Source organism: Candidatus Karelsulcia muelleri (genome assembly GCF_002243425.1).
In the GTDB taxonomy this organism is placed as follows: domain Bacteria; phylum Bacteroidota; class Bacteroidia; order Flavobacteriales; family Blattabacteriaceae; genus Karelsulcia; species Karelsulcia muelleri_E.
Genome location: NZ_CP021172.1, coordinates 177,891 through 202,110, shown reverse-complemented (window position 1 = coordinate 202,110; position 24,220 = coordinate 177,891). Strand labels below are relative to the sequence as shown.

At 23.7% G+C, this 24,220-nt stretch carries 38 protein-coding genes, 1 other RNA gene and 1 pseudogene; 8 read left to right on the top strand and 32 right to left on the bottom strand.

The window, feature by feature from the left end:
* Positions 1-69 precede the first annotated feature (69 nt).
* Positions 70-903, top strand: coding sequence for an aldehyde dehydrogenase family protein (locus tag CA211_RS01115; RefSeq protein WP_237985483.1), 834 nt, complete (start codon positions 70-72; stop codon positions 901-903).
* Positions 904-1,172: 269 nt separating this feature from the next.
* An RNA gene (gene rnpB / locus CA211_RS01110) (RNase P RNA component class A) lies at positions 1,173-1,505 on the top strand.
* A gap of 21 nt (positions 1,506-1,526) precedes the next feature.
* Here the strand turns inward: rnpB and rsmH are convergent.
* The gene (gene rsmH, locus CA211_RS01105) at positions 1,527-2,429 is read right to left on the bottom strand and encodes a 16S rRNA (cytosine(1402)-N(4))-methyltransferase RsmH (protein ID WP_094248625.1); all 903 of its coding nucleotides are present in this window, start codon (positions 2,427-2,429) and stop codon (positions 1,527-1,529) included.
* 24 nt (positions 2,430-2,453) lie between these two features.
* Here rsmH and dapF point away from each other — a divergent pair, with 24 nt between their 5' ends.
* A complete protein-coding gene (gene dapF / locus CA211_RS01100; protein ID WP_094248654.1) occupies positions 2,454-3,239 on the top strand; it encodes a diaminopimelate epimerase in 786 nt (261 codons plus the stop codon).
* Here the strand turns inward: dapF and rplQ are convergent.
* The 30 genes from rplQ to CA211_RS00950 form a co-directional block, all read right to left on the bottom strand.
* Complete coding sequence (gene rplQ, locus CA211_RS01095) at positions 3,206-3,607, bottom strand: 50S ribosomal protein L17 (protein WP_094248624.1); 402 nt, start codon at positions 3,605-3,607, stop codon at positions 3,206-3,208. The two genes, dapF and rplQ, sit on opposite strands and share 34 nt — an antisense overlap.
* Complete coding sequence (rpoA, locus tag CA211_RS01090) at positions 3,585-4,298, bottom strand: DNA-directed RNA polymerase subunit alpha (RefSeq protein WP_094248623.1); 714 nt, start codon at positions 4,296-4,298, stop codon at positions 3,585-3,587. Before rpoA ends, rplQ begins: the two co-directional genes overlap by 23 nt.
* Before the next feature lie 23 nt (positions 4,299-4,321).
* The gene (gene rpsD, locus CA211_RS01085) at positions 4,322-4,906 is read right to left on the bottom strand and encodes a 30S ribosomal protein S4 (RefSeq protein WP_094248622.1); all 585 of its coding nucleotides are present in this window, start codon (positions 4,904-4,906) and stop codon (positions 4,322-4,324) included.
* A gap of 42 nt (positions 4,907-4,948) precedes the next feature.
* Entirely contained in the window at positions 4,949-5,320 is a 372-nt protein-coding gene (rpsK, locus tag CA211_RS01080; protein WP_094248621.1) for a 30S ribosomal protein S11, read from the bottom strand.
* Positions 5,321-5,692, bottom strand: a complete 372-nt coding sequence (gene rpsM, locus CA211_RS01075) for a 30S ribosomal protein S13 (RefSeq protein WP_094248620.1) — start codon at positions 5,690-5,692, stop codon at positions 5,321-5,323.
* Positions 5,692-5,808 carry a 50S ribosomal protein L36 gene (gene rpmJ, locus CA211_RS01070; RefSeq protein ID WP_012220907.1) on the bottom strand — a complete coding sequence of 39 codons (117 nt, stop codon included), beginning with the start codon at positions 5,806-5,808 and terminating at the stop codon, positions 5,692-5,694. The genes rpsM and rpmJ overlap by 1 nt, the downstream gene beginning before the upstream one ends.
* Position 5,809: 1 nt before the next feature.
* Positions 5,810-6,025, bottom strand: a complete 216-nt coding sequence (infA, locus tag CA211_RS01065; protein WP_007743732.1) for a translation initiation factor IF-1 — start codon at positions 6,023-6,025, stop codon at positions 5,810-5,812.
* Positions 6,003-7,298 carry a preprotein translocase subunit SecY gene (locus CA211_RS01060; protein ID WP_094248619.1) on the bottom strand — a complete coding sequence of 432 codons (1,296 nt, stop codon included), beginning with the start codon at positions 7,296-7,298 and terminating at the stop codon, positions 6,003-6,005. The genes infA and CA211_RS01060 overlap by 23 nt, the downstream gene beginning before the upstream one ends.
* Positions 7,295-7,723, bottom strand: a complete 429-nt coding sequence (gene rplO / locus CA211_RS01055) for a 50S ribosomal protein L15 (RefSeq protein ID WP_094248618.1) — start codon at positions 7,721-7,723, stop codon at positions 7,295-7,297. Before rplO ends, CA211_RS01060 begins: the two co-directional genes overlap by 4 nt.
* A 36-nt stretch (positions 7,724-7,759) precedes the next feature.
* Positions 7,760-8,275, bottom strand: coding sequence for a 30S ribosomal protein S5 (gene rpsE / locus CA211_RS01050; protein ID WP_094248617.1), 516 nt, complete (start codon positions 8,273-8,275; stop codon positions 7,760-7,762).
* A gap of 6 nt (positions 8,276-8,281) precedes the next feature.
* Complete coding sequence (rplR, locus tag CA211_RS01045; protein ID WP_094248616.1) at positions 8,282-8,632, bottom strand: 50S ribosomal protein L18; 351 nt, start codon at positions 8,630-8,632, stop codon at positions 8,282-8,284.
* A gap of 6 nt (positions 8,633-8,638) precedes the next feature.
* Positions 8,639-9,196: a 50S ribosomal protein L6 gene (gene rplF, locus CA211_RS01040; protein ID WP_094248615.1), complete on the bottom strand. Its 558-nt coding sequence runs from the start codon at positions 9,194-9,196 to the stop codon at positions 8,639-8,641.
* A gap of 14 nt (positions 9,197-9,210) precedes the next feature.
* Complete coding sequence (rpsH, locus tag CA211_RS01035; RefSeq protein WP_094248614.1) at positions 9,211-9,612, bottom strand: 30S ribosomal protein S8; 402 nt, start codon at positions 9,610-9,612, stop codon at positions 9,211-9,213.
* Positions 9,613-9,614: 2 nt separating this feature from the next.
* The gene (gene rpsN, locus CA211_RS01030) at positions 9,615-9,884 is read right to left on the bottom strand and encodes a 30S ribosomal protein S14 (protein WP_094248613.1); all 270 of its coding nucleotides are present in this window, start codon (positions 9,882-9,884) and stop codon (positions 9,615-9,617) included.
* Positions 9,877-10,437 carry a 50S ribosomal protein L5 gene (gene rplE, locus CA211_RS01025; RefSeq protein WP_094248653.1) on the bottom strand — a complete coding sequence of 187 codons (561 nt, stop codon included), beginning with the start codon at positions 10,435-10,437 and terminating at the stop codon, positions 9,877-9,879. The genes rpsN and rplE overlap by 8 nt, the downstream gene beginning before the upstream one ends.
* 68 nt (positions 10,438-10,505) lie before the next feature.
* Entirely contained in the window at positions 10,506-10,874 is a 369-nt protein-coding gene (rplN, locus tag CA211_RS01020; protein ID WP_094248612.1) for a 50S ribosomal protein L14, read from the bottom strand.
* Positions 10,875-10,883: 9 nt separating this feature from the next.
* Positions 10,884-11,138 carry a 30S ribosomal protein S17 gene (gene rpsQ, locus CA211_RS01015; RefSeq protein WP_094248611.1) on the bottom strand — a complete coding sequence of 85 codons (255 nt, stop codon included), beginning with the start codon at positions 11,136-11,138 and terminating at the stop codon, positions 10,884-10,886.
* Positions 11,131-11,541, bottom strand: coding sequence for a 50S ribosomal protein L16 (gene rplP, locus CA211_RS01010; protein WP_094248610.1), 411 nt, complete (start codon positions 11,539-11,541; stop codon positions 11,131-11,133). Before rplP ends, rpsQ begins: the two co-directional genes overlap by 8 nt.
* Positions 11,541-12,263, bottom strand: a complete 723-nt coding sequence (rpsC, locus tag CA211_RS01005) for a 30S ribosomal protein S3 (protein ID WP_094248609.1) — start codon at positions 12,261-12,263, stop codon at positions 11,541-11,543. Before rpsC ends, rplP begins: the two co-directional genes overlap by 1 nt.
* Positions 12,253-12,660, bottom strand: a complete 408-nt coding sequence (locus CA211_RS01000) for a large ribosomal subunit protein uL22 (RefSeq protein ID WP_094248608.1) — start codon at positions 12,658-12,660, stop codon at positions 12,253-12,255. Before CA211_RS01000 ends, rpsC begins: the two co-directional genes overlap by 11 nt.
* Positions 12,661-12,667: 7 nt before the next feature.
* Complete coding sequence (gene rpsS, locus CA211_RS00995) at positions 12,668-12,949, bottom strand: 30S ribosomal protein S19 (RefSeq protein WP_094248607.1); 282 nt, start codon at positions 12,947-12,949, stop codon at positions 12,668-12,670.
* Positions 12,950-12,956: 7 nt separating this feature from the next.
* Complete coding sequence (gene rplB / locus CA211_RS00990; protein WP_094248606.1) at positions 12,957-13,772, bottom strand: 50S ribosomal protein L2; 816 nt, start codon at positions 13,770-13,772, stop codon at positions 12,957-12,959.
* Complete coding sequence (locus tag CA211_RS00985) at positions 13,763-14,047, bottom strand: hypothetical protein (protein WP_237985482.1); 285 nt, start codon at positions 14,045-14,047, stop codon at positions 13,763-13,765. Before CA211_RS00985 ends, rplB begins: the two co-directional genes overlap by 10 nt.
* Positions 14,037-14,660, bottom strand: a complete 624-nt coding sequence (gene rplD / locus CA211_RS00980) for a 50S ribosomal protein L4 (RefSeq protein WP_094248605.1) — start codon at positions 14,658-14,660, stop codon at positions 14,037-14,039. The genes CA211_RS00985 and rplD overlap by 11 nt, the downstream gene beginning before the upstream one ends.
* Positions 14,657-15,277 carry a 50S ribosomal protein L3 gene (gene rplC, locus CA211_RS00975; RefSeq protein WP_094248604.1) on the bottom strand — a complete coding sequence of 207 codons (621 nt, stop codon included), beginning with the start codon at positions 15,275-15,277 and terminating at the stop codon, positions 14,657-14,659. Before rplC ends, rplD begins: the two co-directional genes overlap by 4 nt.
* Positions 15,278-15,282: 5 nt before the next feature.
* Positions 15,283-15,582, bottom strand: coding sequence for a 30S ribosomal protein S10 (rpsJ, locus tag CA211_RS00970; RefSeq protein ID WP_394798000.1), 300 nt, complete (start codon positions 15,580-15,582; stop codon positions 15,283-15,285).
* A 2-nt stretch (positions 15,583-15,584) separates the two neighbouring features.
* Positions 15,585-17,660 carry an elongation factor G gene (gene fusA, locus CA211_RS00965; RefSeq protein ID WP_094248602.1) on the bottom strand — a complete coding sequence of 692 codons (2,076 nt, stop codon included), beginning with the start codon at positions 17,658-17,660 and terminating at the stop codon, positions 15,585-15,587.
* A gap of 4 nt (positions 17,661-17,664) precedes the next feature.
* Positions 17,665-18,129, bottom strand: coding sequence for a 30S ribosomal protein S7 (gene rpsG / locus CA211_RS00960; RefSeq protein WP_094248601.1), 465 nt, complete (start codon positions 18,127-18,129; stop codon positions 17,665-17,667).
* Entirely contained in the window at positions 18,126-18,509 is a 384-nt protein-coding gene (gene rpsL / locus CA211_RS00955; RefSeq protein ID WP_094248600.1) for a 30S ribosomal protein S12, read from the bottom strand. Before rpsL ends, rpsG begins: the two co-directional genes overlap by 4 nt.
* Positions 18,510-18,544: 35 nt before the next feature.
* Positions 18,545-18,793, bottom strand: a complete 249-nt coding sequence (locus tag CA211_RS00950; RefSeq protein WP_007743978.1) for a type B 50S ribosomal protein L31 — start codon at positions 18,791-18,793, stop codon at positions 18,545-18,547.
* A gap of 395 nt (positions 18,794-19,188) precedes the next feature.
* Here CA211_RS00950 and rpsO point away from each other — a divergent pair, with 395 nt between their 5' ends.
* The 5 genes and pseudogenes from rpsO to CA211_RS00925 form a co-directional block, all read left to right on the top strand.
* Positions 19,189-19,425 (top strand): 30S ribosomal protein S15, encoded by a 237-nt coding sequence (gene rpsO / locus CA211_RS00945; protein WP_094248599.1) that lies wholly within the window; start codon positions 19,189-19,191, stop codon positions 19,423-19,425.
* Between the two features lie 35 nt (positions 19,426-19,460).
* Positions 19,461-21,632, top strand: a complete 2,172-nt coding sequence (locus CA211_RS00940; RefSeq protein WP_094248598.1) for a polyribonucleotide nucleotidyltransferase — start codon at positions 19,461-19,463, stop codon at positions 21,630-21,632.
* A 27-nt stretch (positions 21,633-21,659) separates the two neighbouring features.
* Positions 21,660-22,631, top strand: coding sequence for a sigma-70 family RNA polymerase sigma factor (locus tag CA211_RS00935; RefSeq protein ID WP_094248597.1), 972 nt, complete (start codon positions 21,660-21,662; stop codon positions 22,629-22,631).
* Between the two features lie 3 nt (positions 22,632-22,634).
* A complete protein-coding gene (locus CA211_RS00930; protein WP_192940292.1) occupies positions 22,635-22,904 on the top strand; it encodes a hypothetical protein in 270 nt (89 codons plus the stop codon).
* 46 nt (positions 22,905-22,950) lie between these two features.
* Positions 22,951-23,931, top strand: a pseudogene (locus CA211_RS00925) (pyruvate dehydrogenase complex E1 component subunit beta); the annotation flags it as partial.
* Here CA211_RS00925 and rpmF read toward each other — a convergent pair.
* On the bottom strand, positions 23,928-24,203 hold the full coding sequence (gene rpmF, locus CA211_RS01265; RefSeq protein WP_094248595.1) for a 50S ribosomal protein L32: 276 nt from the start codon (positions 24,201-24,203) through the stop codon (positions 23,928-23,930). The pseudogene CA211_RS00925 and the gene rpmF sit on opposite strands and share 4 nt — an antisense overlap.
* Positions 24,204-24,220 lie beyond the last annotated feature (17 nt).

Here is a 24,220-nt window from a genome sequence, read left to right as displayed (position 1 = left end):
ATAATCCTATAGGTGATATTTTAAAACCTTATTATCCTCTTATGGAAGTCAAATAATATAAATTTATTTATGTTTAAAGTAAATGCATATATCTTATCTCGTATAGAGATAAAAAAAAATTATGATGAAATGTTTAATTCTAAAATAGATATTCCTCAATATATTGGAAATGAAAAAATTTTTAGTGGGATTAAACATCCTATTTATACCCAAAATAAAAAAATTATAGGATATTGGCATGAAGGATCAGAAAAAGATATTCATAATGCAATTAATTCATCTTTATCAGTTCATAAATATTGGTCAAATATATCTTGGGCAGATAGAGCTTATATTTTTTTAAAAGCAGCTGATTTAATTTCTGGTCCATATAGATCTATAATTAATGCCGCAACAATGATATGTCAATCTAAAAATAAGTCTGACACAGCTTGTGAATTAATATCTTTTTTAAGATTTAATGTATTTTATGCAAATAAAATATTTAATGAGAAATCTCGTTTAGGATTTGTTGTTGCTATAACACCATTTCATTTTACTTATATATCTTTACCAGCCCTTATGGGAAATGTTGGATTATGGATCCCATCTGAAAAACAATTATATTATACAAATGTTTTAATGGAAATTTTTAAAAAATCTGGATTACCTGATGGGGTAATTAATTGTTTATTAACAAATTGTAAAACAACATCAAATGTGATATTAAAACATCCTAATTTTTCAGGAGTAACAGGCTCTGTTTTTAAATATTTTTATAAAAATTTTATATGGGTACATCCTAATTCAAATCCAAAAGAAGTATCTAAAGCACTTTTAGATGGAGCTTTTGAATCCCAAATAAATGTGTCTAGAGCTTATAAATATTTATGGAAAACAAGTCTAAAAATTAATAGAAACTAAAAATTAATAGAAAATATTAATTCATCTATAGAATGAGAATAATTGTAATATTATTATTGGTGGTAAATGTGATAGTTAGAAACTGTGATTGATGAAGGCCCTAACTGTTTATCTATATGAAGATTGTAATTGGGAAAAAACTATTTCTTTAGTAAAGAATTATTGTTTTACAGGATATATATTTTGTGATTACAGAGACTCTTATCTTACTTTTAAATATTATGCTGGAAATATTTTTATAAATTATAACCAATCTTAATAAAAAAAGAAAAGTAGACTACTTTATCGCATTTATTTATATTTTAAATAAAATGAGGAAAGTCCGGACACATTAAGGGAACACATCGGGTAATAACCGTCCATCGTAAGATGAGGAATTGTGCAACAGAAATAAAGTACAGTTTGGCTGTAGTGAAATATTGTAAACTCTGTGTTGTGAAATGCCATGTATACCAGATACTTTTTTTTAAAAAAAGTGTAGTTTTCCCTTTAACTATTAATTTGGGGGGTGGGCAGATATAGGTAAAAGGTAACTTTTATCACAGATAAATGATAAAAAAAATATTAAATAACATAATCCGGCTTATTAGTATGTTTTTAGATTTTTATTTATAATAAAAAAGTTATATTTTTTTTTCCGCTATTCTTAATATAGCACTTCTTGATCTGTTATTTTCTTTTTTTTCTTTTTTAGAAGAAAAAATTATTCTAGGTTCTAAAAGAATTAAAGGTGATAAATTATTCCCATATTCATCATATGGAACTATTCCATTAAAATTTCCAGTTTTTAAAAATTTTTTTACAATTCTATCTTCTATAGAATGATAAGAGATCACAGCAATTCTACCTCCAGGTTTTAATATTGATAAAGAGTTTTTTAATAAATCCTTTAATGCATTGATTTCATCATTTACTTCTATTCGAATAGATTTAAATATTTTTGATAAAAATTTATTTTTTTTTTTATAAAAAAAATTTAAAAGATTGATTAGATCAAATGTATATTTGATATATTTTTTTTTTCTATGTTTTAGAATTAATTTTGATATATTCTTTGCATTTTTTACTTCTCCAAATCTAATTAATAGATTATATAATTCATTATATGAATAATTATTTATTATATGTTGGGCATTAATCTTATTATAAGTATCCATTCTCATATCTAATATACTATTATATCTAATTGAAAATCCTCTTTTTGGAGAATTTATTTGATGAGAAGAAATTCCTAAATCAGCTAATATACCAGATACCTTATTAATATTAAATAATTTTATTTTTTTTTTTATAAATCTATAATTTGTCTTAATAAGATTAAATCTTGCATCAATAATCTTATTATTTTTTATAGAATATATATCTTTATCAAAAGCAATTACCCTACCTTTATTACTTAATTTATTTAATAATGATAAAGAATGCCCTCCACCACCAAAAGTAGTATCTATATAAATACCATTTTTTTCTTTAACTAAGAAAGACAATATCTCATCTAATAAAACAGGAATATGATATTCATTCATTTATATTTTTTAAATAAAAAAAATATGAAAATTATATTTTTTAAATATAAAGCAACAGGAAATGATTTTATTATAATTAATAATACTGAAAAATTATTTCTTTTAAGTGAAAAAATAATTAAAAACATGTGTAATAGAAATTTGGGAATTGGGGCTGATGGTCTAATTTTAATTGAGAAAATTAAAAAATATGATTTTTATATGAAATACTATAATTCTGATGGAAAAGAAGGAACTATGTGTGGAAATGGAGGAAGATGTTCTGTACATTTTGCAAAAAAAATAGGTATTATAAATAATACTAATACATTATTTAAAACAATAGATGGTTCTCATTATGCATCAATAACAAAAAATATTGTGTCATTAAATCTGAAAAATATTGAACTTGTGGAAGTATATAAAAAACATATATATATAAATACAGGATCTCCTCATCATATTCTATTTATAGATAAGAAAAATTATCTAAATGTATATAATAAAGGTATCAAAATACGATTTAATCAAAAATATATAAAAAAAGGAGTAAATGTTAATTTTGTTAAAGTAAAAAAAAACATTTTAAATGTTAGAACTTATGAACGTGGGGTTGAAAATGAAACTTACTCCTGTGGGACTGGAGTAACTGCTTCTGCAATTGCAGCTTATAATATTAAAAAATTATTATATAATAAAATTATAGTCCAAACCTTAGGAGGAACTTTACAAGTTAAGTTTGAAAAACTACTTAAATCTTATAAAGAAATTTTCTTAAAGGGGGAGGTTAACTTTGTTTATAAAGGTATTTTAAAACTACCTGCTGCATAATTTTTATAATAATGATTATTATAATCAACTAATTCAATTATTGCAGTTTCTGAAGAATCACCTACACGAAATCCAGTTTTGATAATTCTTGTATAACCTCCAGTACGATTATATATTTTTGATGATATTTTTTCTAAAAGTTCTAAAACAGTATTATTAAAATTTTTATAAATTATACGTCTATAATGAATTGTATTTTTTTTACTTTTCGTGAGTAAAGGCTCAATATAATTTCTTAATGCTTTAGCTTTTGCTAAAGTAGTCATAATTCTCTTATTCTTTAGAAGAGAAAAAGCCATATTCGATAACATTGATTTACGATGAGAACTCTTTACTCCTAAATGATTATTTTTTTTTCCGTGTCTCATATCTAAACATTTTTAAATGTTGTATTAATATATTAGAGGCATTGGTTAATGCATCTCTAGGATTTAGAGACCCATCAGTTTTTATTTCTAATAACAAACTTTCATAGTTTGAATTTTTATTTATACTACAGTTATCTATTTTATATTTTACATTCTTTATAGGAGTAAATATAGAATCCATTGGAATTGATCCTATCAAATTTTCTTTATTTTCTTCTGAAGGTACATAACCTATACCTTTTTTTATTACAATAGTTATATCTAAAGATATTAATTTTTGTTTATTTAAAATGATTAAATCAGGATTTAATATATCAAATTTATTAATATATTTTCCTAAATCACCAGCAGTTATTTCTTCTTTATCATTAGATATTATCATATGAAATACTTCTGATTCAAAATTTTCTTTTTTTTTGTTTTTTTTAAAACGTACTTTTTTCAGATTTAAAATAATTTCTGTCATATCTTCTATTACCCCTCTTATCGTAGAAAATTCATTATTTACTCCTTCAATTTTAACTGACGATATTGCATATCCTTCTAAAGAAGATAAAAGCACTCTTCTAAAAGTATTTCCAATTGTTACTCCCCATCCAGGAAATAACGGTTCGATTTTAAATAATCCTTCTTCAGGAGTTAATTTTAATACTCTTAAATTTTTTGATTGTTTAAATTTTAAAAAAAACATTTTATATTAAATTTTTAACTATATTATTTAGAATATAATTCAACTATTAATTTTTCATTAATATTATCAGTAATTTGTTTTCTTTTTGGAATATATTTAAAGATACCTATCATTTTCTCATTATCCCAACTTAACCAGTCTGAGCCTAAGCCTAATAATTTATTTGCTTTATGTTTTTCTTTTAAAGAAATTTTATCTCCTGGTTTTAAATTAAAAGAAGGTATATTTACAATTTTACCATTCACAGTAATATGACGATGTGATACTAATTGTCTTGCTTCAGGTCTAGAATGTGAGAGGTTTAATCTATAAACAATATTATCTAACCTAGATTCACATAATTGTAAAAGTATCTCACCTTTAATTCCTTTTTTTTTTGAAGCTTTATAAAACATTTTTAGAAATTGTCTTTCTAATATACCATAAGTATATTTAATTTTTTGTTTTTCCAACAATTGAGTTGAATAAAATGTTTTTTTTATATTTCTACTATTAGCATGTTTACCAGGTGTATTTTTTTTTTTTTCAAAACTTTTATTAGTCTTTCCATATATTAATTCTCCAAATTTACGGGAAATTTTAGTTTTTGGTCCTATATATCTTGCCATTATTTTAATAATTATTATTTTAATAATTTTTATATTAAGAATTTAAATTCTTCTTTTTTTAGGAGGTCTACATCCATTATGGGGAATAGGGGTCATATCTTTTATTACTAATAAAATTAAATTTTGATTTACTAATGCACGAATAGCAGCATCTCTTCCTGAACCCGGACCCTTTACTATTACCTCTAATTTTTTTATTCCAGCATTTAATACTTTTTCAGCCACATCTTCTGCAGTTATTTGAGCTGCATATGGCGTATTTTTTTTAGAACCTTTAAATCCCATTTTACCTGCTGAAGACCATGCAATAACATCTCCTTTTTTATTTGTTAATGTTATTATAATATTATTATATGTTGATTTAATATGAGCTTCTCCTAGATAATATTTTTTTTTTCTAAAAGTTTTTTCCATTTATTTGTTTTTTTTATTTGCAACTGTTTTCTTTTTTCCTTTTCTTGTTCTACAATTATTTTTAGTTTTTTGACCCCTTACAGGTAATCCTATTCTATGACGTATTCCTCTATAACATCCTATTTCGATCATTCTTTTTATATCTAATTGTATTTCAAACCTTAATTCTCCTTCTATTCTTATATTAGAAGATATATATTTTCTTATTTTATTTATATCTTCATCTGACCAGTTTCTAACTTTTAGATTTTCATCAATACCTGTATCTTTAAAGATTCTTTTAGATGTACTAATACCTATTCCAAATATATAAGTAAGAGCTATTAGTCCTATTTTATTATTTGGAATTTCTATACCTGAAACTATAGCCATTAACCTTGTTTTTGTTTAAATTTAGGATTTAATTTATTAATAATTCTTAAACAACCTTTACGTTTAACAATTTTACAATTGTCACTTCTCTTTTTTAAAGACGTTACCTTTTTCATATTAATATCTATATATTATTCTAGCTTTACTTAAATCGTAAGAAGACATTTGTAAACGAACTTTATCACCTTGTAAAATTTTAATATAATTCATTCTAATCTTACCGGTAATATTACAGGTAACAATACATTTATTTTCTAATTCTACTTTAAACATTGCATTAGGTAATGCATTGATTACTATTCCATCTACTTCAATATGTTGTTCTTTTGCCATTATTTTTATATTTTAATAGATAACTATTTATAGTATATTTTATATCTAATAATCCTCCTACTATAATTATTATTGTAGTCCCTCCAAAAAATAAATACAAATTTTTATCCCCCCCCAATGATAGAAATATTGACGGTAATAAAGCTATTATTACTAATAATAATGATCCCGGAAAATATATTTGTGATACAATTTTTTTTAAAAAAAAACAAGTATCTTTACCTGGTTTTCTATTTGGAATATATACTCCATTGATCTTTAAATCATATGAAATTTTATTAACAGGAATAGATAAAAATGTATAAAAAAACGTAATAATTATTATTAATATACTATATAATATATTATACCATATACCATATATATTATTAATATATTGAAGGTTATTTATTTTATTAAAAATTGTTATTAATAATATCCCTTGTGAAAAGATTATAGGCATAACTCCTGGATAAACTACTTTTAAAGTAATAAATTTAATCTCATTTCTTAGATAGATTTCTTCTATATTAGAAGAATAATTATTTAAATCAAATTTATTTATATATTGTATATGTATTTTTTTTACATAATTAATTATGATTATAGAAATACCAATAATTAATAACCAAATAAATAATTCAAACAATAATATGATTATACCTAATAATTTATTATTATTTTTTATACGATTGAAAATTTCAGATATTATAGAATATATCAAACGAGATAATATTCCACTCATTAGTATTAATGAGTTACCATTACCTATTCCTTTTTCATTAATTTTTTCTCCTAACCACATTGTAAAAAATGTACCTGTAGTTATACAGATTATTGATGTAATCATCAATATTTTTTTACAATGTATTAAATTATAAAATTCAGGATTTTCTTTAATCTTATTACTAATAAGTAGTGTAATATACACAGGAGCTTGTATTAATGATATTAATATCGTTAATACTTTAGTAATATTATTTATTTTTTTTATTCCTATTTCACCATCTTGTTGTATTTTATATAAATACGGAAACATATAACACATTAATTGTGTTAATATTGAGGCTGATATATAAGGCATAATTCCTAAAGATAAAATCGTATTACCTCCTGGAGTTAAAAAATGAATTATTCCTTTATAACTAGGATTTAGTTTAAAAAAATTATTATTTATAAAAGGAATAGGTATAAAAGATCCCAAACGATATATTATTATAATAAATAAGGTATAATATATTTTTGATATAAAATCTATTTTATTAAATAAATTTATTATAAGATTATGATTCATAAAATGATTATATTACCACAATTATTTTTAATACATTCATATGCTTTTTTGCTAAATTTATTAGCAGTTATATTTATTTTATATGTTAATTTTCCTCTTCCTAAGATTTTTAGTTTTTGGTTTTTAAATAAAATATCTCTATTTAGTTTTTTTTTTATCTTACCAAGATTTCTTAAATCTTGGATTGTATCTAGATTTAAGATATAATCTTTTTTTTTTTTTCTTTTGAATCCAAATTTTGGAATTCTTCTTTGTAATGGCATTTGACCTCCTTCAAAACCTATTTTTTTAGAATTTCCTGAACGAGATTTTGCTCCTTTATGTCCTTTAGTACACGTTCCACCTTTTCCAGACCCTTTACCTCTACCTAATCTTTTTTTTGTTTTTACAGATACATATTTATTGTTTAAATAATTTAATATCATTATCCTAAAGCTAATAAAAGTGTTTTTTAATAATTATTATCCGTTTAGTATTTTACTTATAGATATTCCTCTTTCTAGAGCTATAGTATTTACTGTTCTAAGTTTAGATAAAGCTAATATTGTGGCTTTTATACAATTAATTTTATTAGAAGATCCTTTTGATTTAGATAACACATTTGTTAATCCAACCGCTTCTAAAACTGATCTTACAGCACCACCAGCAATTATTCCAGTTCCTTTTGAAGCAGGACAAATAAATACACGTGCTCCACAATATTTGGCTTCTTGTTCATGAGGTATTGTACCTCCTTTAATAATATTTATTTTTAATAATTTCTTTTTAGCTTTTTCACCTGCCTTATATATTGCATCTTGTGCTTCTTTTGCTTTTCCAAAACCATAACCTACAACTCCATTTTCATCTCCTGCTATTACTAAAGCAGTAAAACTAAAATATCTTCTACCTTTAGTAACTTTACAAACTCTATTTACCATAACTAATTTTTCTTTTAGTTCTAGTTTTCTTTTTTCATTTTTTTTTAAAACGGTCATAAAAATTTAAAATTGTAATCCTACATTTCTTAAGCCTTTGGCTAAAGCTTTTACTCTTCCATGATATATATATCCATTTCTATCAAATATAATTTTAGTTATTCCATAAGATTTAATTAGATTACCTAATAGGTTTCCTATCTTATAAGATAATTCTTTTTTTGTTATTTTTTTTTCTCTTCTGTTTTTATAAAACTTTAAAAGTTTTTTTGATGATGCAGAAATTAAAGTATTACCTTTATAATCATCTATTACTTGAGCATATATATGTTTATTACTTCTAAATATTGAAACTCTTGGTTTTTCTAAAAAACCAAAGATTTTTTTTCTAATTAAAGATTTTTTTTTTAATATCATAATAATTTATTTAGCAGATTTACCTGTTTTTTTAATAACATATTCATTTATATAACGAATTCCTTTTCCTTTATAGGGATCAGGTTTTCTTAAAGATCTTATTTTTGCCGCAACTATCCCTAATAATTGTTTATCATAAGATTTTAAAATAATCTGAGTATTTTTATTTTTTTCCATTTTTACTTCTAAAGTAATAGATTTAGGTAATTTTATAATTATATTATGAGAATATCCTATATTTAAATATAAAATTTGGCTATTATTCTTATTAATATTTGCTCTAAATCCAACCCCTATTAATTCTAATTTTTTTTTAAATCCATTATATACACCTTTTATCATATTATATATCAACATACGATATAATCCATGTAAAGCCCGATTTTTTTTATCGTTATGTTTTCTTTTAACAATAATATTATTATTATTTATAATAATATTAATATCACCTATAATTTTTTTATTTAATTTACCTAAAGGTCCATTTATATAAATTATATTATCTTGTTTTTTAACAAAAACATTATTAGGTATTAATACTGGAATATTACCAATTCTAGACATAGTTTATTTTTATTTTAATAAATATAACATATTATTTCTCCTCCAATTTTTTTTTTACGTGCTATTTTATCAGTCATCAGACCTTTAGGAGTAGATATAATTGCAATTCCTAATCCATTAAGAACACGAGGTATATTTGTATAATTACAATATTTTCTTAAACTCGGTTTACTAATTCTTTTAATACATTTTATTACAGATGTACCTGTATATTTATTATATTTTAAAGCTACTTTTATAAGTAATTTATAGTTATTAATTTTTTCTATTTTATAACTTGATATAAAACCTTGATTATATAATATTTTAATTATGTTTTTTTTTATTTTTGAATATGGAATTTCTATTATCAGAAGATTTGATAAATATCCGTTTCTAATTCTAGTTAAACAATCAGCTATTGGATCTGTAATCATAATTACCAACTTGCTTTAACAATACCTGGTATAAAACCTTGAGATGCTAACCGTCTAAATTCAATACGTGATATACCAAATTTTCTCATATATCCTTTTGTTCTTCCAGTTAAAGAACATAAATTATGCAGACGTATCGGAGATGAATTTCTTGGTAATTTTTGTAACCCTTCATAATCTCTATTTAATTTTAGAATATTACGTTTTTTTGCATATTTTAACACCATTATTTGACGCTTTTTTTGTCTTGCTTTTATAGATTCTTTAGACATTTTTTTTTGTTTTAAAAGGTAACCCAAATAAATATAATAAATATTTAGCTTCTTTATTCTTCTTAGATGAAGTAACAAATGTTATATTCATACCAAAATGATTTTTGAGAGAATCAGTATTTATTTCTGGAAATATAATTTGCTCAGAAATACCTAAATTATAGTTTCCTTCTCCATCAAAACTATTTTTATTTACTCCTACAAAATCTCGAACTCTAGGTAAAGCTATGTTAATTAACCTATCTAAAAATTCATACATAATATCTCTTCTTAAAGTTACTTTAATACTGATAGGTGTTCCTTTTCTTAATTTAAAACCAGATTCATCACGTTTTGATAAACAATAAATCGCTTTTTGACCAGTTATTGCAGTAATATTATTTATAGCATTATTTATAGTTTTATTATCAGAAATTAATACATTAATTCCTTGATTAATTACTATTTTTTTAAGCTTAGGAACTTGCATAACACTTTTATAATTAAATTTTTCTATTAATTTATTAATTATTTTTTTCTTATATAAAGATTTAGGTCTTGGACAATAATTCATTGTTACTTTAGTTTTAATTTTAATAATATTTTTCATAGGAATTCCATTCCTATTCCTTACCACATTATTCATAATACTTCTGTAGCTAATGATACAATTTTAGTATATTCTTTATCTCTTAATTCTCTAGAAACTGGTCCAAAAATCCGGGTTCCTTTCATTTCTCCTGTATTAGTTAATAATACACATGCATTATCATCAAATCTAATATAAGATCCATCTTTACGTCTTATTTTTTTTTTTGTTCTTACGACAACTGCTTTATATAATTGTCCCTTTTTTACACTAGATCCTGCTATTGCTTCTTTTATAGAAACTATTATTGTGTCTCCTATATAGGCATATTTTTTTCTTGTACCTCCCAAAACTCTTATTAATAAAACTTCTTTAGCTCCAGAATTATCTGCTACTCTAATTCTTGATTCTTGTTGTAACATAAGAATTTATTATTTTTTTTTTACAATTTTTAATAATCTCCAAAATTTTTGCTTACTTAAAGGTCTAGTCTCAATAATTTTTACTAAATCACCTTCATTTGAAATATTATATTCATCATGAACATAATATTTTTTTTTTTTAAAAATTACTTTTTTATAATAAGGATGTTTTATTCTCTTTGTTTCAGATATAATTATTGTTTTTTTCATCTTATTGCTAATAACAATTCCTATTTTATATTTTTTTTTTTTATATTTACGCATTTTTAATTATAAATTTTGTTCTTACTGGTAATTTTTGAGAAGCTAATCTAAGCGCTTCTTTACCCATAAAGAAATCAACACCATCTACTTCAATTAATACTCTTCCTGGTTTTACTACTGAGACCCAATGATCTCTTCCACCTTTACCTTTACCCATACGAACTTCTTGAGGTTTTTTAGTTACAGGTTTATCAGGAAATATATTTAACCATAATTTACCTTGTCTTTTAAGATAACGTGTTGCAGCAACCCTAGCAGACTCTATTTGTCTATCTGTAATCCATCCTGGATCTAATGATTTGATACCATATTTTCCAAAACATAATTTTGTTCCTCTTGTAGCATTACCTTTTATACGACCTTTATGTTGTTTATCATATTTAGTTTTTTTAGGTTGTAACATTACAGTTTGTTTTTTTTACTTAATCCATCTAATTCATAATATGATCCATCTGATACTTTTTTCTTTTTGTATTTTAATTTAAAAATATTAAATAGATTCTTTTTTCCATAAATTTCTCCTTTCATAATCCATACTTTTATACCTATTATTCCATAATTTGTATGAGCTTCCGTCATATGATAATCTATATCAGCCCTAAAAGTTGATAAAGGAATTCTACCTTCTTTATAAGTTTCTTTACGAGCCATTTCTGCTCCATTAAGACGCCCTGATATTTTTATTTTTATCCCTTCTGCATTAACCTGCAAAGCAGCAGATATGCATATTTTAATTGCTTTCTTATAAGAACCTCTATTTTCTAATTGACTAGCTATACTTTTAGAAACTAAAACAGCATCTAATTCTGGTTTTTTTATTTCAAAAATATTTATTTGAATTTTTTTATATTTAAAAATATTTAATTCTTTTTTTAATTTATCTATTTCAGACCCTCCTTTACCTATTATAATTGACGGACGGGAACTAGATATAGTTATAATAACTCTATTTAAGGATCTTTCAATATAGATTCTAGATATATTAGCTTTTGATAAACGATTTTCTAAATATTTTCTTATATTAAAATCTTCTTTTATTCTTTCTGGATAATGACTATACCATAACGATTGCCATCCAACAATTAATCCTAATCGATTAGATAATGTGTTTACTTTATGTCCCATAATTATTAAATTTACTATTTATAATAATTTTTAGATTACTATATCTTTTTCTTACTTGATTACCTCGTCCTTGTGGAGCAGGACGAATTTTTTTTAATTGATATCCTTGGTTTATTAATACTTTTTCTATATAAATATTATAATTATTTATATTATTTTCATAATTTTGATTTTTCCAATTAGAAATTACTGATAATAATATTTTATTTATTATACCCCCCCCTTTATTTTTTATATTTTTAAGTATATATAAAGAATATTCTACTTTTTTATTACGAATAATATCTGCAACTAAACGTAATTTACGTGGAGAACAATAAAGATTGCTAACATCAGTTACTGATCTAGTATATTTTTTTTTTTTAAAAAAAAAATTAATATAATTATTTGATTCCATTACTAAATTATTTTTTTGTTTTTTTTTTTGATCCTGAATGGCCTCTAAAAATTCTAGTAGGTGCAAATTCTCCTAATTTATGACCCACCAGATTTTCAGATATATATATTGGAATAAAAATTTTACCATTATGAACTGCTATTGTGTTTCCAATAAACTCAGGAGTAATAGTAGATGATCTAGACCAAGTCTTTATAATTTTTTTTTTTTTTAAGTTCAAATTATTTAAAATAATTTTTTTTATTAATTTATAATTAACATATGGACCTTTTTTTAAGGAACGTGGCATAATAATTTTATTTTTTTATTATATATTTATTTGTAATTTTTTTTTTATTGCGTGTTTTAAATCCATTAGAAGGAATACAATTTCTGTTTCTGGGATGTCCTCCAGATGATTTTCCTTCACCACCGCCCATCGGATGATCTACAGGATTCATGGCTACTCCTCTAGTTCTTGGTTTTCTACCTAACCAACGTTTTCTTCCTGCTTTACCATCCATTTCTAATTTATGATCAGAATTATAAATAGATCCTATAGTTGCCATACATGTTGATAATACCATACGTTTTTCTCCAGAAGGTAATTTAATTGTAGCAAATTTTTTTGATTTCGCAATTAATTGTGCATATGAACCAGCACTACGTGCTAATATTGCTCCTTTACCAGGAATCAGTTCTACACAAGAAATTATAGTCCCTAAAGGGATATTCATTATATACATAGCATTTCCTAATTCTATAGTAGTTTTTTTATCTGATAAAATTTTATTACCTATATTTAAACCATTAATTGATGGTATATATCTTTTTTCTCCATCTATATAAAAAAGAAGATAAATCAAACATGATCTATTAGGATCATATTCAATATGTTTTATAATAGCAGGTATACCAAATTTATTCCTTTTATAATCTATAATTCTATATTTTTTTTTATGCCCCCCACCTAAATATCTTATAGTTATTTTTCCAGAATTATTTCTACCTCCTGTTTTTTTTTTACCTCTAGAAAGAGTTTTTTCAGGATTTTTTTTTGTTATTTCTTTAAATGTATTTATAACTTTAAATCTTTGACTAGAAGTTATAGGTTTAGTTTTTTTTATTGACATATTACATATTTATTTTTATATAATCTTAAAAAGACTTTTTTAAAGATATTATATTTACCTTTAAAGATATTATATTTACCTTTAAAGTTAGTTTTACTATTTTTTTTAAAAATACGTTTTTTATACAAAATCTGAGTATTTACTTCAGAAACAGGAATTTGATATATTTTCTTTATATAATTAATAATATCTTTTTTAGAAAAAAATAAATAAAATTTCAAATAATTTTGATTAGAAATCAAATATAAATTTGAGATATTGGTTTTAACAAACATCTTTTAATATTTTTTTTATAGCACTTTCGAAAAAAACTAAATAGTCTGAATTTGCTAATTCATAACTATTTAATTCATTAATTGATAAAAAATTAGTAAATTTTAAATTTCTAGATGAAAAAAAAAAATTATCATTTATTTTATTATAAATAATTAATGATTTTTTTAGATTAAAATTTAATCTATTGAAAATTTTAAATACTAATTTAGTTTTAATAATATTAAATTTAAAATCTTCTATAACTTTTATCTTATTGGTTCTTAACTTAAAATTAAGTATAGTTTTTTTTGCTAAAAATTTAGACTTATTATTAATTTTTATATTAAAATTTCTTGGTTTAGGACCAAAAATTCGCCCACCAGATCTAAAGATAGGGTTTTTTATATCTCCTTTTCTTGCATTCCCACTTCCCTTTTGACGTTGAATTTTTTTTGTACTTCCTGTAATTTCACTTCTTTCTTTAGATTTATTGGTACCCTGTCTTTGTGCAGATAAATATCTCTTTATTTCAAGAAATAAAATATTATTATTTTCTTTTTTTAGAAAAAACTTATTTACTTTTAAGTACCTACCTGTTTCTAGACCAGAATTATTAAATATTGTTATTTTCATTTGAGTTTTTTTATTATTAGATAAGAATTTTTAGCCCCAGGAACAGATCCTTTTATAATTAAAAAATTATTTAATAAATCTATTTTTAATATTTTTCTATTTTTTAGAGTTACTTTCTTATTACCCATTCTACCTGCCATTCTAGTACCTTTAAATACTCTTGAAGGGTCAGAACCTGCTCCTATAGATCCAGGAGCTCTAGACCTATTATGTTGCCCATGAGACCTTTCTCCTACACCTGAAAATCCATGACGTTTAACAACACCTTGAAATCCTTTACCTTTCGAAAGACCAGTAATATTAACTAATTCATTTTCATGAAAAAAATTTAATTTTATTATATTTCCCGATTTTAGATTTCTTTTTAGAGGGAATTCAAATATTTTTTTTTTAGGTGTAGATTTAAATTTTTTAAAAAAAAATAACAATGGTTTATTTGTGTTTTTATATTTTTTTTCATCAAAACCTAATTGACAAGAATCGTATCCATCTTTTTCTTTAGTTTTTATTTGTAAAACAATACAAGGACCTGCTTCTATTATAGAACATGGAACATTAAATCCTGATTCATCATACATACTAGTCATACCAATATTTTTACCTATTATTCCTGACATAATAATTATACTTTTATTTCTACTTCAACACCACTAGCTAATTCTAATTTGATTAAAGCATCTACAGTATTAGGTCCAGCATTACATATTTCTAATAACCTTGTATAACTTGATAATTGAAATTGTTCACGAGATGTTTTATGAACATGAGGAGATCTTAAAACAGTATAAATTTTTTTTTTAGTTGGTAATGGTATTGGACCATTTACTTTTGCACCTGTTGAAATTACAAATTTTACTATTGTAAAAACAGATTTATCTAATAAATAATAATCATATGATTTTAATTTAATTTTGATTTTCATAATCAATTCATTTTTTGATTTAAAATAGGAGCTGGTTTATATTTATAAAATTCCATTGTAGAAGTGGCTCTTCCAGAAGATAATGTACGTAAAATAGTTACATATCCAAATAATTCTGATAAAGGAACAAGAGCTTTTATTATTTTTGAATTACTTCGATTTTCTTCCATACCTTGTATAATACCTCTTCTTCTATTTAGATCACCTACAATATTACCCATATTTTCTGGAGGAGTTAATACTTCTAATTTCATTATAGGTTCTAAAATAATAGGATTCGTCTTCTTTGCTGCATTTTTAAATCCAATTTTACTAGCTAATTCAAAAGATAATTGATCAGAATCTACAGAATGATATGAACCATCTATTAATATAATTCTTGCATTATTTATTTCATATCCAGATAAAGGGCCATTCTTCATAGCTTCTTTAAAAGCTTTTTCTATTGACGGGATATATTCTTTTGGAATATTTCCTCCTTTTACTTTATTTATAAACTCCAATCCTTGAGCCCCCTTTTTTCCAGGTTCTAATTTAAATAAAATATCAGCATATTTACCTCGTCCTCCAGTTTGTTTTTTATATATTTCTCTATGCTCAATAGAATTAGTTAATGCTTCTTTATATTCTACCTGAGGATTACCTTTATTAACTTTTACTTTAAATTCTCTTTCCATTCTATCTAAAATAATTTCTAAATGTAATTCTCCCATACCTGATATTATTGTTTGGCCAGTATATTTATCATTACGTACTATAAAAGTTGGATCTTCTTCTGATAATTTAGATAAAGCTAAACTCATTTTATCTATATCAGATTTAGATTTTGGTTCAATAGCTAATCCAATTACTGGATCAGGAAATGAGATATTTTCAAATATAATTGGATAATTTTCATCACATAAAGTATCTCCAGTTTTTATATCTTTAAATCCTACTGCAGCTCCTATATCTCCAGCTTCAATAAGATTTACAGGGTTTTGTTTATTAGCATGCATTTGATATATTCTTGATATACGTTCTTTATTTCCTGAACGAGAGTTAAAAATATATGTTCCAGACTTTAATTGGCCCGAGTAGACTCTAAAAAAAGCTAAACGACCTACAAAAGAATCAGTGGCTATTTTAAACGCTAAAGCAGAAAAAGGTTCCTTAGAATTATGTTTACGTATTTCTTCTTTTTCTGTTTTTGGATTTATACCTTTTGTTCCCTTTATATCAATTGGAGATGGTAAATATCTACAGATAGCATCTAACATTACTTGTACTCCTTTATTTTTAAAAGAGGATCCACAAATAATTGGAACAATATCAAGATTTATTGTAGATTTTTTTATAGATGATATAATATCATTTTCTGATATTTCATTAGGATTAGAAAAATATTTTCCCATTATATCATAATCATATTCAGATATAGTTTCTATCAAAAGATTTCTATATTTATTAGTTAATTCTAATAATCCTTCAGGAATAGTTCTTATATTATAGGATGTGCCATAGTTTTTTTCATCCCAAATTATAGCTTTTTTAGAAATAATATCTACAACTCCTTTAAAATTATCTTCTATACCAATAGGTATCTGTAATATCAAACAATTAGCACCTAAATTAGATTTAATTTGTTCACATACATTAAAAAAATCTGCTCCTTGTCTATCCATTTTATTTACAAAACCTATTCTAGGTACTTTATATTTATCTGCTTGTCTCCAAACTGTTTCTGATTGTGGTTCTACCCCATCTACTGCACTAAATAATGCTACCATACCATCTAAAACTCTTAAAGATCTTTCTACTTCTACCGTAAAATCAACATGACCTGGCGTATCAATAATGTTTATTTTATAAATGTTATTATTATATAACCATTCACATTTTGTAGCCGCAGAAGTTATTGTTATTCCTCTTTCTTGTTCTTGTTCCATCCAATCCATAGTAGCTGTTCCATCATGAACTTCACCTATTTTATGATTTATTCCAGTATAAAATAAAATACGTTCTGTAGTTGTAGTTTTTCCTGCATCAATATGTGCAGCTATACCTATATTTCTTGTATATTTTAAATTATTTTTCATACTTTTATAATTTAAAATGAGAAAATGCTTTATTAGCTTCAGCCATTTTATGAAGATTTTCACGTTTTTTAAACGCAGCTCCTTCTTTTTTAGAAGCAGATAAAATTTCTTCTGCTAATTTTTTATACATTTTTTTTTCATTTCTTTCACGTGCACAACTAATCAATAATTTCATAGCTTTAGTTAGCTTTACATAAGGTGGGATCTGTGTAGGTACTTGTATATTAGAACCTCCAATACGTTTACTTCTAACTTCTACATGAGGCATTACATTATCTAATGCTTCTTTCCAGATTTTTAAACCATTTTTTTTTGTTTTTTCTATTTCAGAAATACAATTATAAAATATCCTATAAGCTATAGTTTTTTTACCATCTTTCATTAAATGATTAACAAATCGCATTACTAAAGGATCTTGAAAGATAGGATCAGGTTGATAATTTTTTCTTTTTGATTTTAATTTTCTCATTTTTTTATTTTTTTAGAACACTTTGCTCCATATTTACTACGAGCTTTTTTTCTATCTTTAACTCCCGCAGTATCTAAGGCTCCACGTATTATATGATAACGAACACCTGGTAAATCTTTTACTCTTCCACCTCTTATTAAGACAATAGAATGTTCTTGAAGATTATGTCCTTCTCCTGGAATATATGCATTTACTTCCTTTCCATTTGTTAAACGAACTCTGGCTACTTTTCTCATTGCAGAATTAGGTTTTTTAGGAGTCGTTGTATATACCCTTGTACATACTCCTCTACGTTGAGGACAACAATTTAAAGCCATAGATTTACTTTTTTTTTTTATATTCTTTCTCCCTTTTCTTACAAGTTGTTGTATAGTTGGCATTTATTAATATATTTATAGTTATTTTATTAATGTTTTCACAAACATAATTTATATTTTTTATTAAATTTATCTATTCTACCAGTAGCATCTACATATTTAATATGTCCTGTATAAAAAGGATGAGAATAACTTGATATTTCCATTTTATATAATGGATATTCTTTACCATTTAAATTGATTTTATATTTTGTTTTAATAGTTGATTTACAAAAAAAACTTTTATTACTAGTCATATCTTTAAAGACAACAATTCTATAATTGTCAGGATGAATTTTTTTTCTCATAATTATAAAATATTACTAAAATAAAAATACTAAAAATTTATATAAAACCATTTAAAAATTCTTCAACATCTAAAACATATCAAATATAAAAAATGTTTTATATTATTTCATATGATTGGTTATAAAAAAATAAAATTATATATAGAAATATACTTAAGGCTGATTGTAAAAAAATTTTCTTTCTAAAGAAATTTGTAACAATCTTTTAAAAGAAGAGAGTATTAAATGGTATGATATTAGAATTTTATAATAAGGATATTAAATTTTATTCTAAATATATATTACTAAAAATTTATACGCTTATAAAGATTTATTAAAATCTATTGATTACAAAAAATGTAAGCAATATATTAAATAATGGTATTGTCTATATTGCAAATAAATAATTTATTAAAATGTATTTAAATTCAAATAAAAAAAAATTAATAATTAAAAATTATGGATTATCAGTATCTGATACTGGTAACTGTATAGTACAAATAGCTTTATTAACATTTAAAATAAAAAATATAACAAATCATCTTAAATCTAATAAGAAGGATTTTAATACAGAAAGATCTCTACAAATTTTAGTTTCTAAAAGAAAAAAGTTACTTAAATATATAGAAAAAAAAAATAAGACTCAATTATGAAATTGATTGAAAATTATTCCAATAATTAATATTTAATGATCCCAGAATTAATAAAAGAAAATCTTTTTTTAGAAGATGGACGTGCTTTAAGCATAGAAACTGGAGAATTAGCTTGTCAAGCTAATGGATCAGCTGTTGTTCGTATGGGAAATACTAGCTTATTAGCCACTGTAGTAATTTCAAAAGAATCCAAAGAGGATTTTAAATTTATACCTCTTACTATCGATTATAGAGAAAAATATTCAGCTGGAGGAAAAATTCCGGGTGGATATATAAAACGTGAAGGGAGGCCTTCTAATGAAGAAATATTAACTATGAGATTAGTAGATCGTTTATTACGTCCACTTTTTAAAGACAATTATTATAAGGAAATACAAATAATGATATCTTTGTTATCATATGATATAAATGTATTGCCTGATGGATTAGCTGGATTAGTGGCTTCTACTGCGGTTTCTCTATCAGAAATTTATTTTCAGGGGCCTGTATCAACAGTTCGTATAATACGAATTAATGATGCATTTATTATTAATCCTGGTATTGAAGAAATTAAAAAATCAGATTTAGATTTAATAGTAGGAGGTACTAATAATTATATTATTCTTGTAGAAGGAGAAATGAGAGAGATCTCTGAAATAGAGATGATGGAAGCAATAGTTAAAGCACATAAGTATATTCAATTACAAATTGAAGCTCAAATTAGTTTAATTACTAAAAATAAAAAATTATACAATTCAAGATTGTCTAATCTGTATAATTATTATTATAAATATATTAATTTTAATTTAAACGTTTTTTATATAAAAGAAAAAATCAAATTTTTATATTATGAAGATATTTATTATATCTATAAAAGTTGTTTATTTAAACAAAAACGTTCAAAACAAATTGATAATATTTTTAAAAAAATCAAATTTCATTTTTATAATGAAAGCATTGTAATTAATAATATTGAAATAGATATTATCTTTGATGAAATCAAAAAAGAAATAATAAAAAATCTTCTTTTTAAAGAAAATCTTCGTATAGATGGTAGATCATTAGATGATATTAGAAATATTTGGAGTAAAGTAGATTGTTTGCCTGGTGTACATGGATCTGCAATTTTTACAAGAGGAGAAACACAAGCATTATCTACAGTTACTTTAGGTTCATCATTAGATGTTAATAAAATTGATAATGCTATTTTGCGAGCTAAACAAAGATTTTACTTACATTATAATTTCCCTCCTTTTTCAACTGGAGAAATTAAATTAATAAAAGGAGTATCCAGACGGGAAATTGGACATGGAAATTTAGCTCAACGTGCTTTAAAAAATATAATACCTTTTGTAACTCCTTATACTATAAGAGTAGTATCAGATGTATTAGAATCAAATGGATCTTCTTCTATGGCTACTGTATGTGCTAGTACATTAGCATTAATGGATGCAGGGATTACTGTGAAAAGACCTGTTTCAGGAATCTCTATGGGGTTAATTATGAATTATTTAACAGGTGAAGCCATAATTCTTTCAGATATATTAGGAGATGAAGACTATATAGGGGATATGGATTTTAAAATGACAGGTACTGAATATGGTATTACAGCATGTCAAATGGATATTAAAATATCTGGAATTACTTATGATGTATTATCAAATACAATTTTTAAAGCCAAAAAAGGGTTATTATTTATAATAAAAAAGATGCTTACAACTTTAAGTTGTCCTAGAAAATCACTGAAGATTACAGCTCCTAAAATTTATACTTTTTATATACAAAAAAAATTGATAGGAGCTGTAATTGGTTCTGGAGGAAAAATAATACAAGAAATACAATTTTCTACAGAAACTAATATTAAAATAAAAGAAAAAAGTGGTTTAGGTGTAATTGAAATTTTAGGAAAAAATGAAACAAAACTAAAAATAGCAATTTTAAAAATAAAAAACATTACTTTTGTTCCTAAAGTCGGAAAAATTTATAAAGCTAAAGTTAAAAATAGAAAAAAATTTGGTGTTTTTGTTGAAATATCTAAATCTGTAGAAGGGTTATTACATATATCTGAAATTTCTTGGAAAAGATTAACTAAAGTAGAAAGTTTTATAAGAATAGGAGATATAATCTCTGTAAAATATTTGGGAAAAAATAAGAAATTTGTAAAAATTAAATTATCTCATAAAATGATTTTTTCTCGTAATTATAATTTTATTTTTAAATATATTTAAAATGAAAACTTCAAACCCTTTTTTAATATGAAAAAACAAAACCTTATAACTATTCCTAATGGTGAATCTGAGTATTTAGATAAATTTTTACTTGAAATAAGTAATATACCATTATTAAGTCAAGAAGAAGAATTTTTTTGGGCTAAATTAGCTCGATTAGGATCTATTTATAATTCTGAAATAGAATCAATATTCAAAAAAAAAAGTATAGTTATAGTAAAAATAAAAAAATTAACCGCAGTATTAATCAAAAAATTTTCTAAAAAGGGAATAAAAAAATACGCAATTGATAATTTAGTTAAAGCTAATTTAAGATTTGTAATTTCTGTAGCAAAACAATATCAAAATCAAGGATTAAGTTTCTCTGATTTAATTAATGAAGGAAATTTTGGTCTCATAAAAGGTATAAATCGTTTTGATGAAAGAAAAGGATTTAAATGTATTTCTTATTGTGTCTGGTGGATAAGACAATCTATATTACAAGCTATATCGGATAAAGCTCGTTGTGTACGTTATCCTACAAACAAACTAGCTTTTTATAATAAAGTTAATAAAACATATTCTAAATTAGAACAAAAACTTAAAATGCCTCCATCAATAAAATATATTAGTGACTATTTAAATGTAAGTGAAAAAGATGTTGAGGAAGCTCTGATAAATTCAATTAAACATACATCTTTAGATGCCCCTATTGGTGATGGAGATAATTCTAATTTATATGATGTGATAAAAATTTATGAATCACCTAAAACTGATCACTCTTTAGAAAAAGAATCTCTTCAACAAGATATAAAAATGTTATTAGAAACTCTTTCAGAAAGAGAATCTCAAATCATTACATTACATTATGGATTAGGATGTTTTTCTATGAATTTAGAAAAAATAGCATATCTATTAAGATTAACTAGAGAACGTTGCAGACAAATAGAAATGCATGCAATTAAAAGATTAAAAAAATCTTCTCGTAAAGAAATATTACTATCATACTTACATACATAATATATGATTGTATTACTTCTTGGTTATTTTAAAAATAATTTATATAAAATATATTTCGTTAATTTAAATATAAATCTAAATATAAATCTAAATATAAATCTAAATAGAAATCTAAATAGAAATCTAAATAATCTAAATAATAATTTAAATATAAATAATATAAATAATAATTTAAATCTAAATAATAAAAATAATAATCTAAATATAAATCTTATTTCAAATCTCTTAACAATCAATATTTTAAAGATTAATTATACTATAAATAAAATATAGTTTTTTTTTTAAATAGTTTTTTTTTTAAAAAAAACCAAATTTTTCTTTTATGAAAGAAATGACTTTTAGAGAAGTTATAGCTGCTGCTATGAGTGAAGAAATGAGAATAGATGAAACCATATATCTAATGGGAGAAGAAGTAGCAGAATATAATGGAGCATATAAAGCCTCTAAAGGAATGCTAAAAGAATTTGGTTCCAAAAGAATCATTGATACTCCAATATCTGAATTAGGATTTTCTGGTATAGGGATTGGATCAGCTCTGAATGGGTGTCGTCCTATTATTGAATTTATGACTTTTAATTTTTCATTAGTAGCTATGGATCAAATAATTAATAATGCTGCTAAAATAAGGCAAATGAGTGGAGGACAATGGAATCTTCCGATAGTTTTTAGAGGACCAACAGGTTTTGCCGGACAATTAGGTTCTACACATTCTCAATCTTTTGAAAGTTGGTATGCTAATTGTCCAGGTTTAAAAGTAGTTATTCCTTCTAATCCTTATGATGCCAAAGGTCTTTTAAAATCATCAATACGTGATAATGATGTAGTCATTTTTATGGAATCTGAACAAATGTATGGAGATAAAATGATTATTCCAATTGAAGAATATACTATACCATTAGGGGTAGCTAATGTAACAAAAAAAGGCAATGATGTAACAATCGTTACTTTTGGTAAAATAATAAAAATAGCTTTAGAGGTTGCTTTAGAACTTGAAAAAACAAATATAAGTGTAGAAATTCTAGATTTACGGACTATACGTCCGTTAGATTATAATACTATTATTAATTCTATAAAAAAAACCAATAGATTACTTTTATTAGAAGAATCTTGGCCATTTGCTGCTATTTCTTCTGAAATAGCTTATGTTATTCAACAAGAAGCTTTTGATTATTTAGATGCTCCAATTAAAAGAATAACAGTACAAGATACCCCTGCACCTTATGCTAATAATTTAATAAAAAATTGGTATCCTAATAAAAATGATATTATTTTATATATAAAAAAAATGTTATATATTTAAAAAAAATCATATTTATTTATTAATAAATATTTAAATAAATTAAAATATTTATAATTTATAATTAATGATTTACTTAAAAAAAAAATGTATTTATTTTTATTAAATAATAATTTGCCTTTATAAAATAAATTTTTTTCATACCAATGTGCTCTATGATAGAGATGGAACTGTTTAGTTTTTATATCTATTCCTAATTTTGGACTATAAATAGTGTAATAAGTTCTTCTTTTCTTCTTTCTAGATTTAGATTGTTTCCTTTTAGGGTGTGCCATTTTAATAGAATTAAAAA

Coding starts and splice junctions, on each gene's coding strand:
- rplC (WP_094248604.1), bottom strand. CDS start 15,277: ATGTCAGGAATAATAGGTAAAAATATTGGTATGACTAGTATGTATGAT.
- rpmF (WP_094248595.1), bottom strand. CDS start 24,203: ATGGCACACCCTAAAAGGAAACAATCTAAATCTAGAAAGAAGAAAAGA.
- CA211_RS00930 (WP_192940292.1), top strand. CDS start 22,635: ATGATTGTATTACTTCTTGGTTATTTTAAAAATAATTTATATAAAATA.
- rplB (WP_094248606.1), bottom strand. CDS start 13,772: ATGTCAATAAAAAAAACTAAACCTATAACTTCTAGTCAAAGATTTAAA.
- rplD (WP_094248605.1), bottom strand. CDS start 14,660: ATGAAAATAACAATATTTAATAATTCTGGTCTAGAAACAGGTAGGTAC.
- fusA (WP_094248602.1), bottom strand. CDS start 17,660: ATGAAAAATAATTTAAAATATACAAGAAATATAGGTATAGCTGCACAT.
- rplO (WP_094248618.1), bottom strand. CDS start 7,723: ATGATATTAAATTATTTAAACAATAAATATGTATCTGTAAAAACAAAA.
- rpoA (WP_094248623.1), bottom strand. CDS start 4,298: ATGTTTTTTTTAAAATTTAAACAATCAAAAAATTTAAGAGTATTAAAA.
- CA211_RS00985 (WP_237985482.1), bottom strand. CDS start 14,047: ATGTTTGTTAAAACCAATATCTCAAATTTATATTTGATTTCTAATCAA.
- rplQ (WP_094248624.1), bottom strand. CDS start 3,607: ATGAGACACGGAAAAAAAAATAATCATTTAGGAGTAAAGAGTTCTCAT.
- rplP (WP_094248610.1), bottom strand. CDS start 11,541: ATGTTACAACCTAAAAAAACTAAATATGATAAACAACATAAAGGTCGT.
- CA211_RS00935 (WP_094248597.1), top strand. CDS start 21,660: ATGAAAAAACAAAACCTTATAACTATTCCTAATGGTGAATCTGAGTAT.
- rpsO (WP_094248599.1), top strand. CDS start 19,189: ATGTATTTAAATTCAAATAAAAAAAAATTAATAATTAAAAATTATGGA.
- rpsE (WP_094248617.1), bottom strand. CDS start 8,275: ATGACCGTTTTAAAAAAAAATGAAAAAAGAAAACTAGAACTAAAAGAA.
- rpsL (WP_094248600.1), bottom strand. CDS start 18,509: ATGCCAACTATACAACAACTTGTAAGAAAAGGGAGAAAGAATATAAAA.
- rplR (WP_094248616.1), bottom strand. CDS start 8,632: ATGATATTAAAAAAAAAATCTTTAATTAGAAAAAAAATCTTTGGTTTT.
- rplN (WP_094248612.1), bottom strand. CDS start 10,874: ATGTTACAACAAGAATCAAGAATTAGAGTAGCAGATAATTCTGGAGCT.
- rpsN (WP_094248613.1), bottom strand. CDS start 9,884: ATGTCTAAAGAATCTATAAAAGCAAGACAAAAAAAGCGTCAAATAATG.
- rpsK (WP_094248621.1), bottom strand. CDS start 5,320: ATGGAAAAAACTTTTAGAAAAAAAAAATATTATCTAGGAGAAGCTCAT.
- infA (WP_007743732.1), bottom strand. CDS start 6,025: ATGGCAAAAGAACAACATATTGAAGTAGATGGAATAGTAATCAATGCA.
- rpsQ (WP_094248611.1), bottom strand. CDS start 11,138: ATGCGTAAATATAAAAAAAAAAAATATAAAATAGGAATTGTTATTAGC.
- rsmH (WP_094248625.1), bottom strand. CDS start 2,429: ATGAATGAATATCATATTCCTGTTTTATTAGATGAGATATTGTCTTTC.
- CA211_RS01000 (WP_094248608.1), bottom strand. CDS start 12,660: ATGGAATCAAATAATTATATTAATTTTTTTTTTAAAAAAAAAAAATAT.
- rpsC (WP_094248609.1), bottom strand. CDS start 12,263: ATGGGACATAAAGTAAACACATTATCTAATCGATTAGGATTAATTGTT.
- dapF (WP_094248654.1), top strand. CDS start 2,454: ATGAAAATTATATTTTTTAAATATAAAGCAACAGGAAATGATTTTATT.
- rpsS (WP_094248607.1), bottom strand. CDS start 12,949: ATGCCACGTTCCTTAAAAAAAGGTCCATATGTTAATTATAAATTAATA.
- rpsM (WP_094248620.1), bottom strand. CDS start 5,692: ATGGCTATAGTTTCAGGTATAGAAATTCCAAATAATAAAATAGGACTA.
- CA211_RS01060 (WP_094248619.1), bottom strand. CDS start 7,298: ATGAATCATAATCTTATAATAAATTTATTTAATAAAATAGATTTTATA.
- rpsD (WP_094248622.1), bottom strand. CDS start 4,906: ATGGCAAGATATATAGGACCAAAAACTAAAATTTCCCGTAAATTTGGA.
- rplF (WP_094248615.1), bottom strand. CDS start 9,196: ATGTCTAGAATTGGTAATATTCCAGTATTAATACCTAATAATGTTTTT.
- CA211_RS00940 (WP_094248598.1), top strand. CDS start 19,461: ATGATCCCAGAATTAATAAAAGAAAATCTTTTTTTAGAAGATGGACGT.
- rpsG (WP_094248601.1), bottom strand. CDS start 18,129: ATGAGAAAATTAAAATCAAAAAGAAAAAATTATCAACCTGATCCTATC.
- rpsH (WP_094248614.1), bottom strand. CDS start 9,612: ATGATTACAGATCCAATAGCTGATTGTTTAACTAGAATTAGAAACGGA.
- rpmJ (WP_012220907.1), bottom strand. CDS start 5,808: ATGAAAAAGGTAACGTCTTTAAAAAAGAGAAGTGACAATTGTAAAATT.
- rplE (WP_094248653.1), bottom strand. CDS start 10,437: ATGAATTATTGTCCAAGACCTAAATCTTTATATAAGAAAAAAATAATT.
- CA211_RS00950 (WP_007743978.1), bottom strand. CDS start 18,793: ATGAGAAAAAAAATTCATCCTGACAATTATAGAATTGTTGTCTTTAAA.
- CA211_RS01115 (WP_237985483.1), top strand. CDS start 70: ATGTTTAAAGTAAATGCATATATCTTATCTCGTATAGAGATAAAAAAA.
- rpsJ (WP_394798000.1), bottom strand. CDS start 15,582: ATGAAAATCAAAATTAAATTAAAATCATATGATTATTATTTATTAGAT.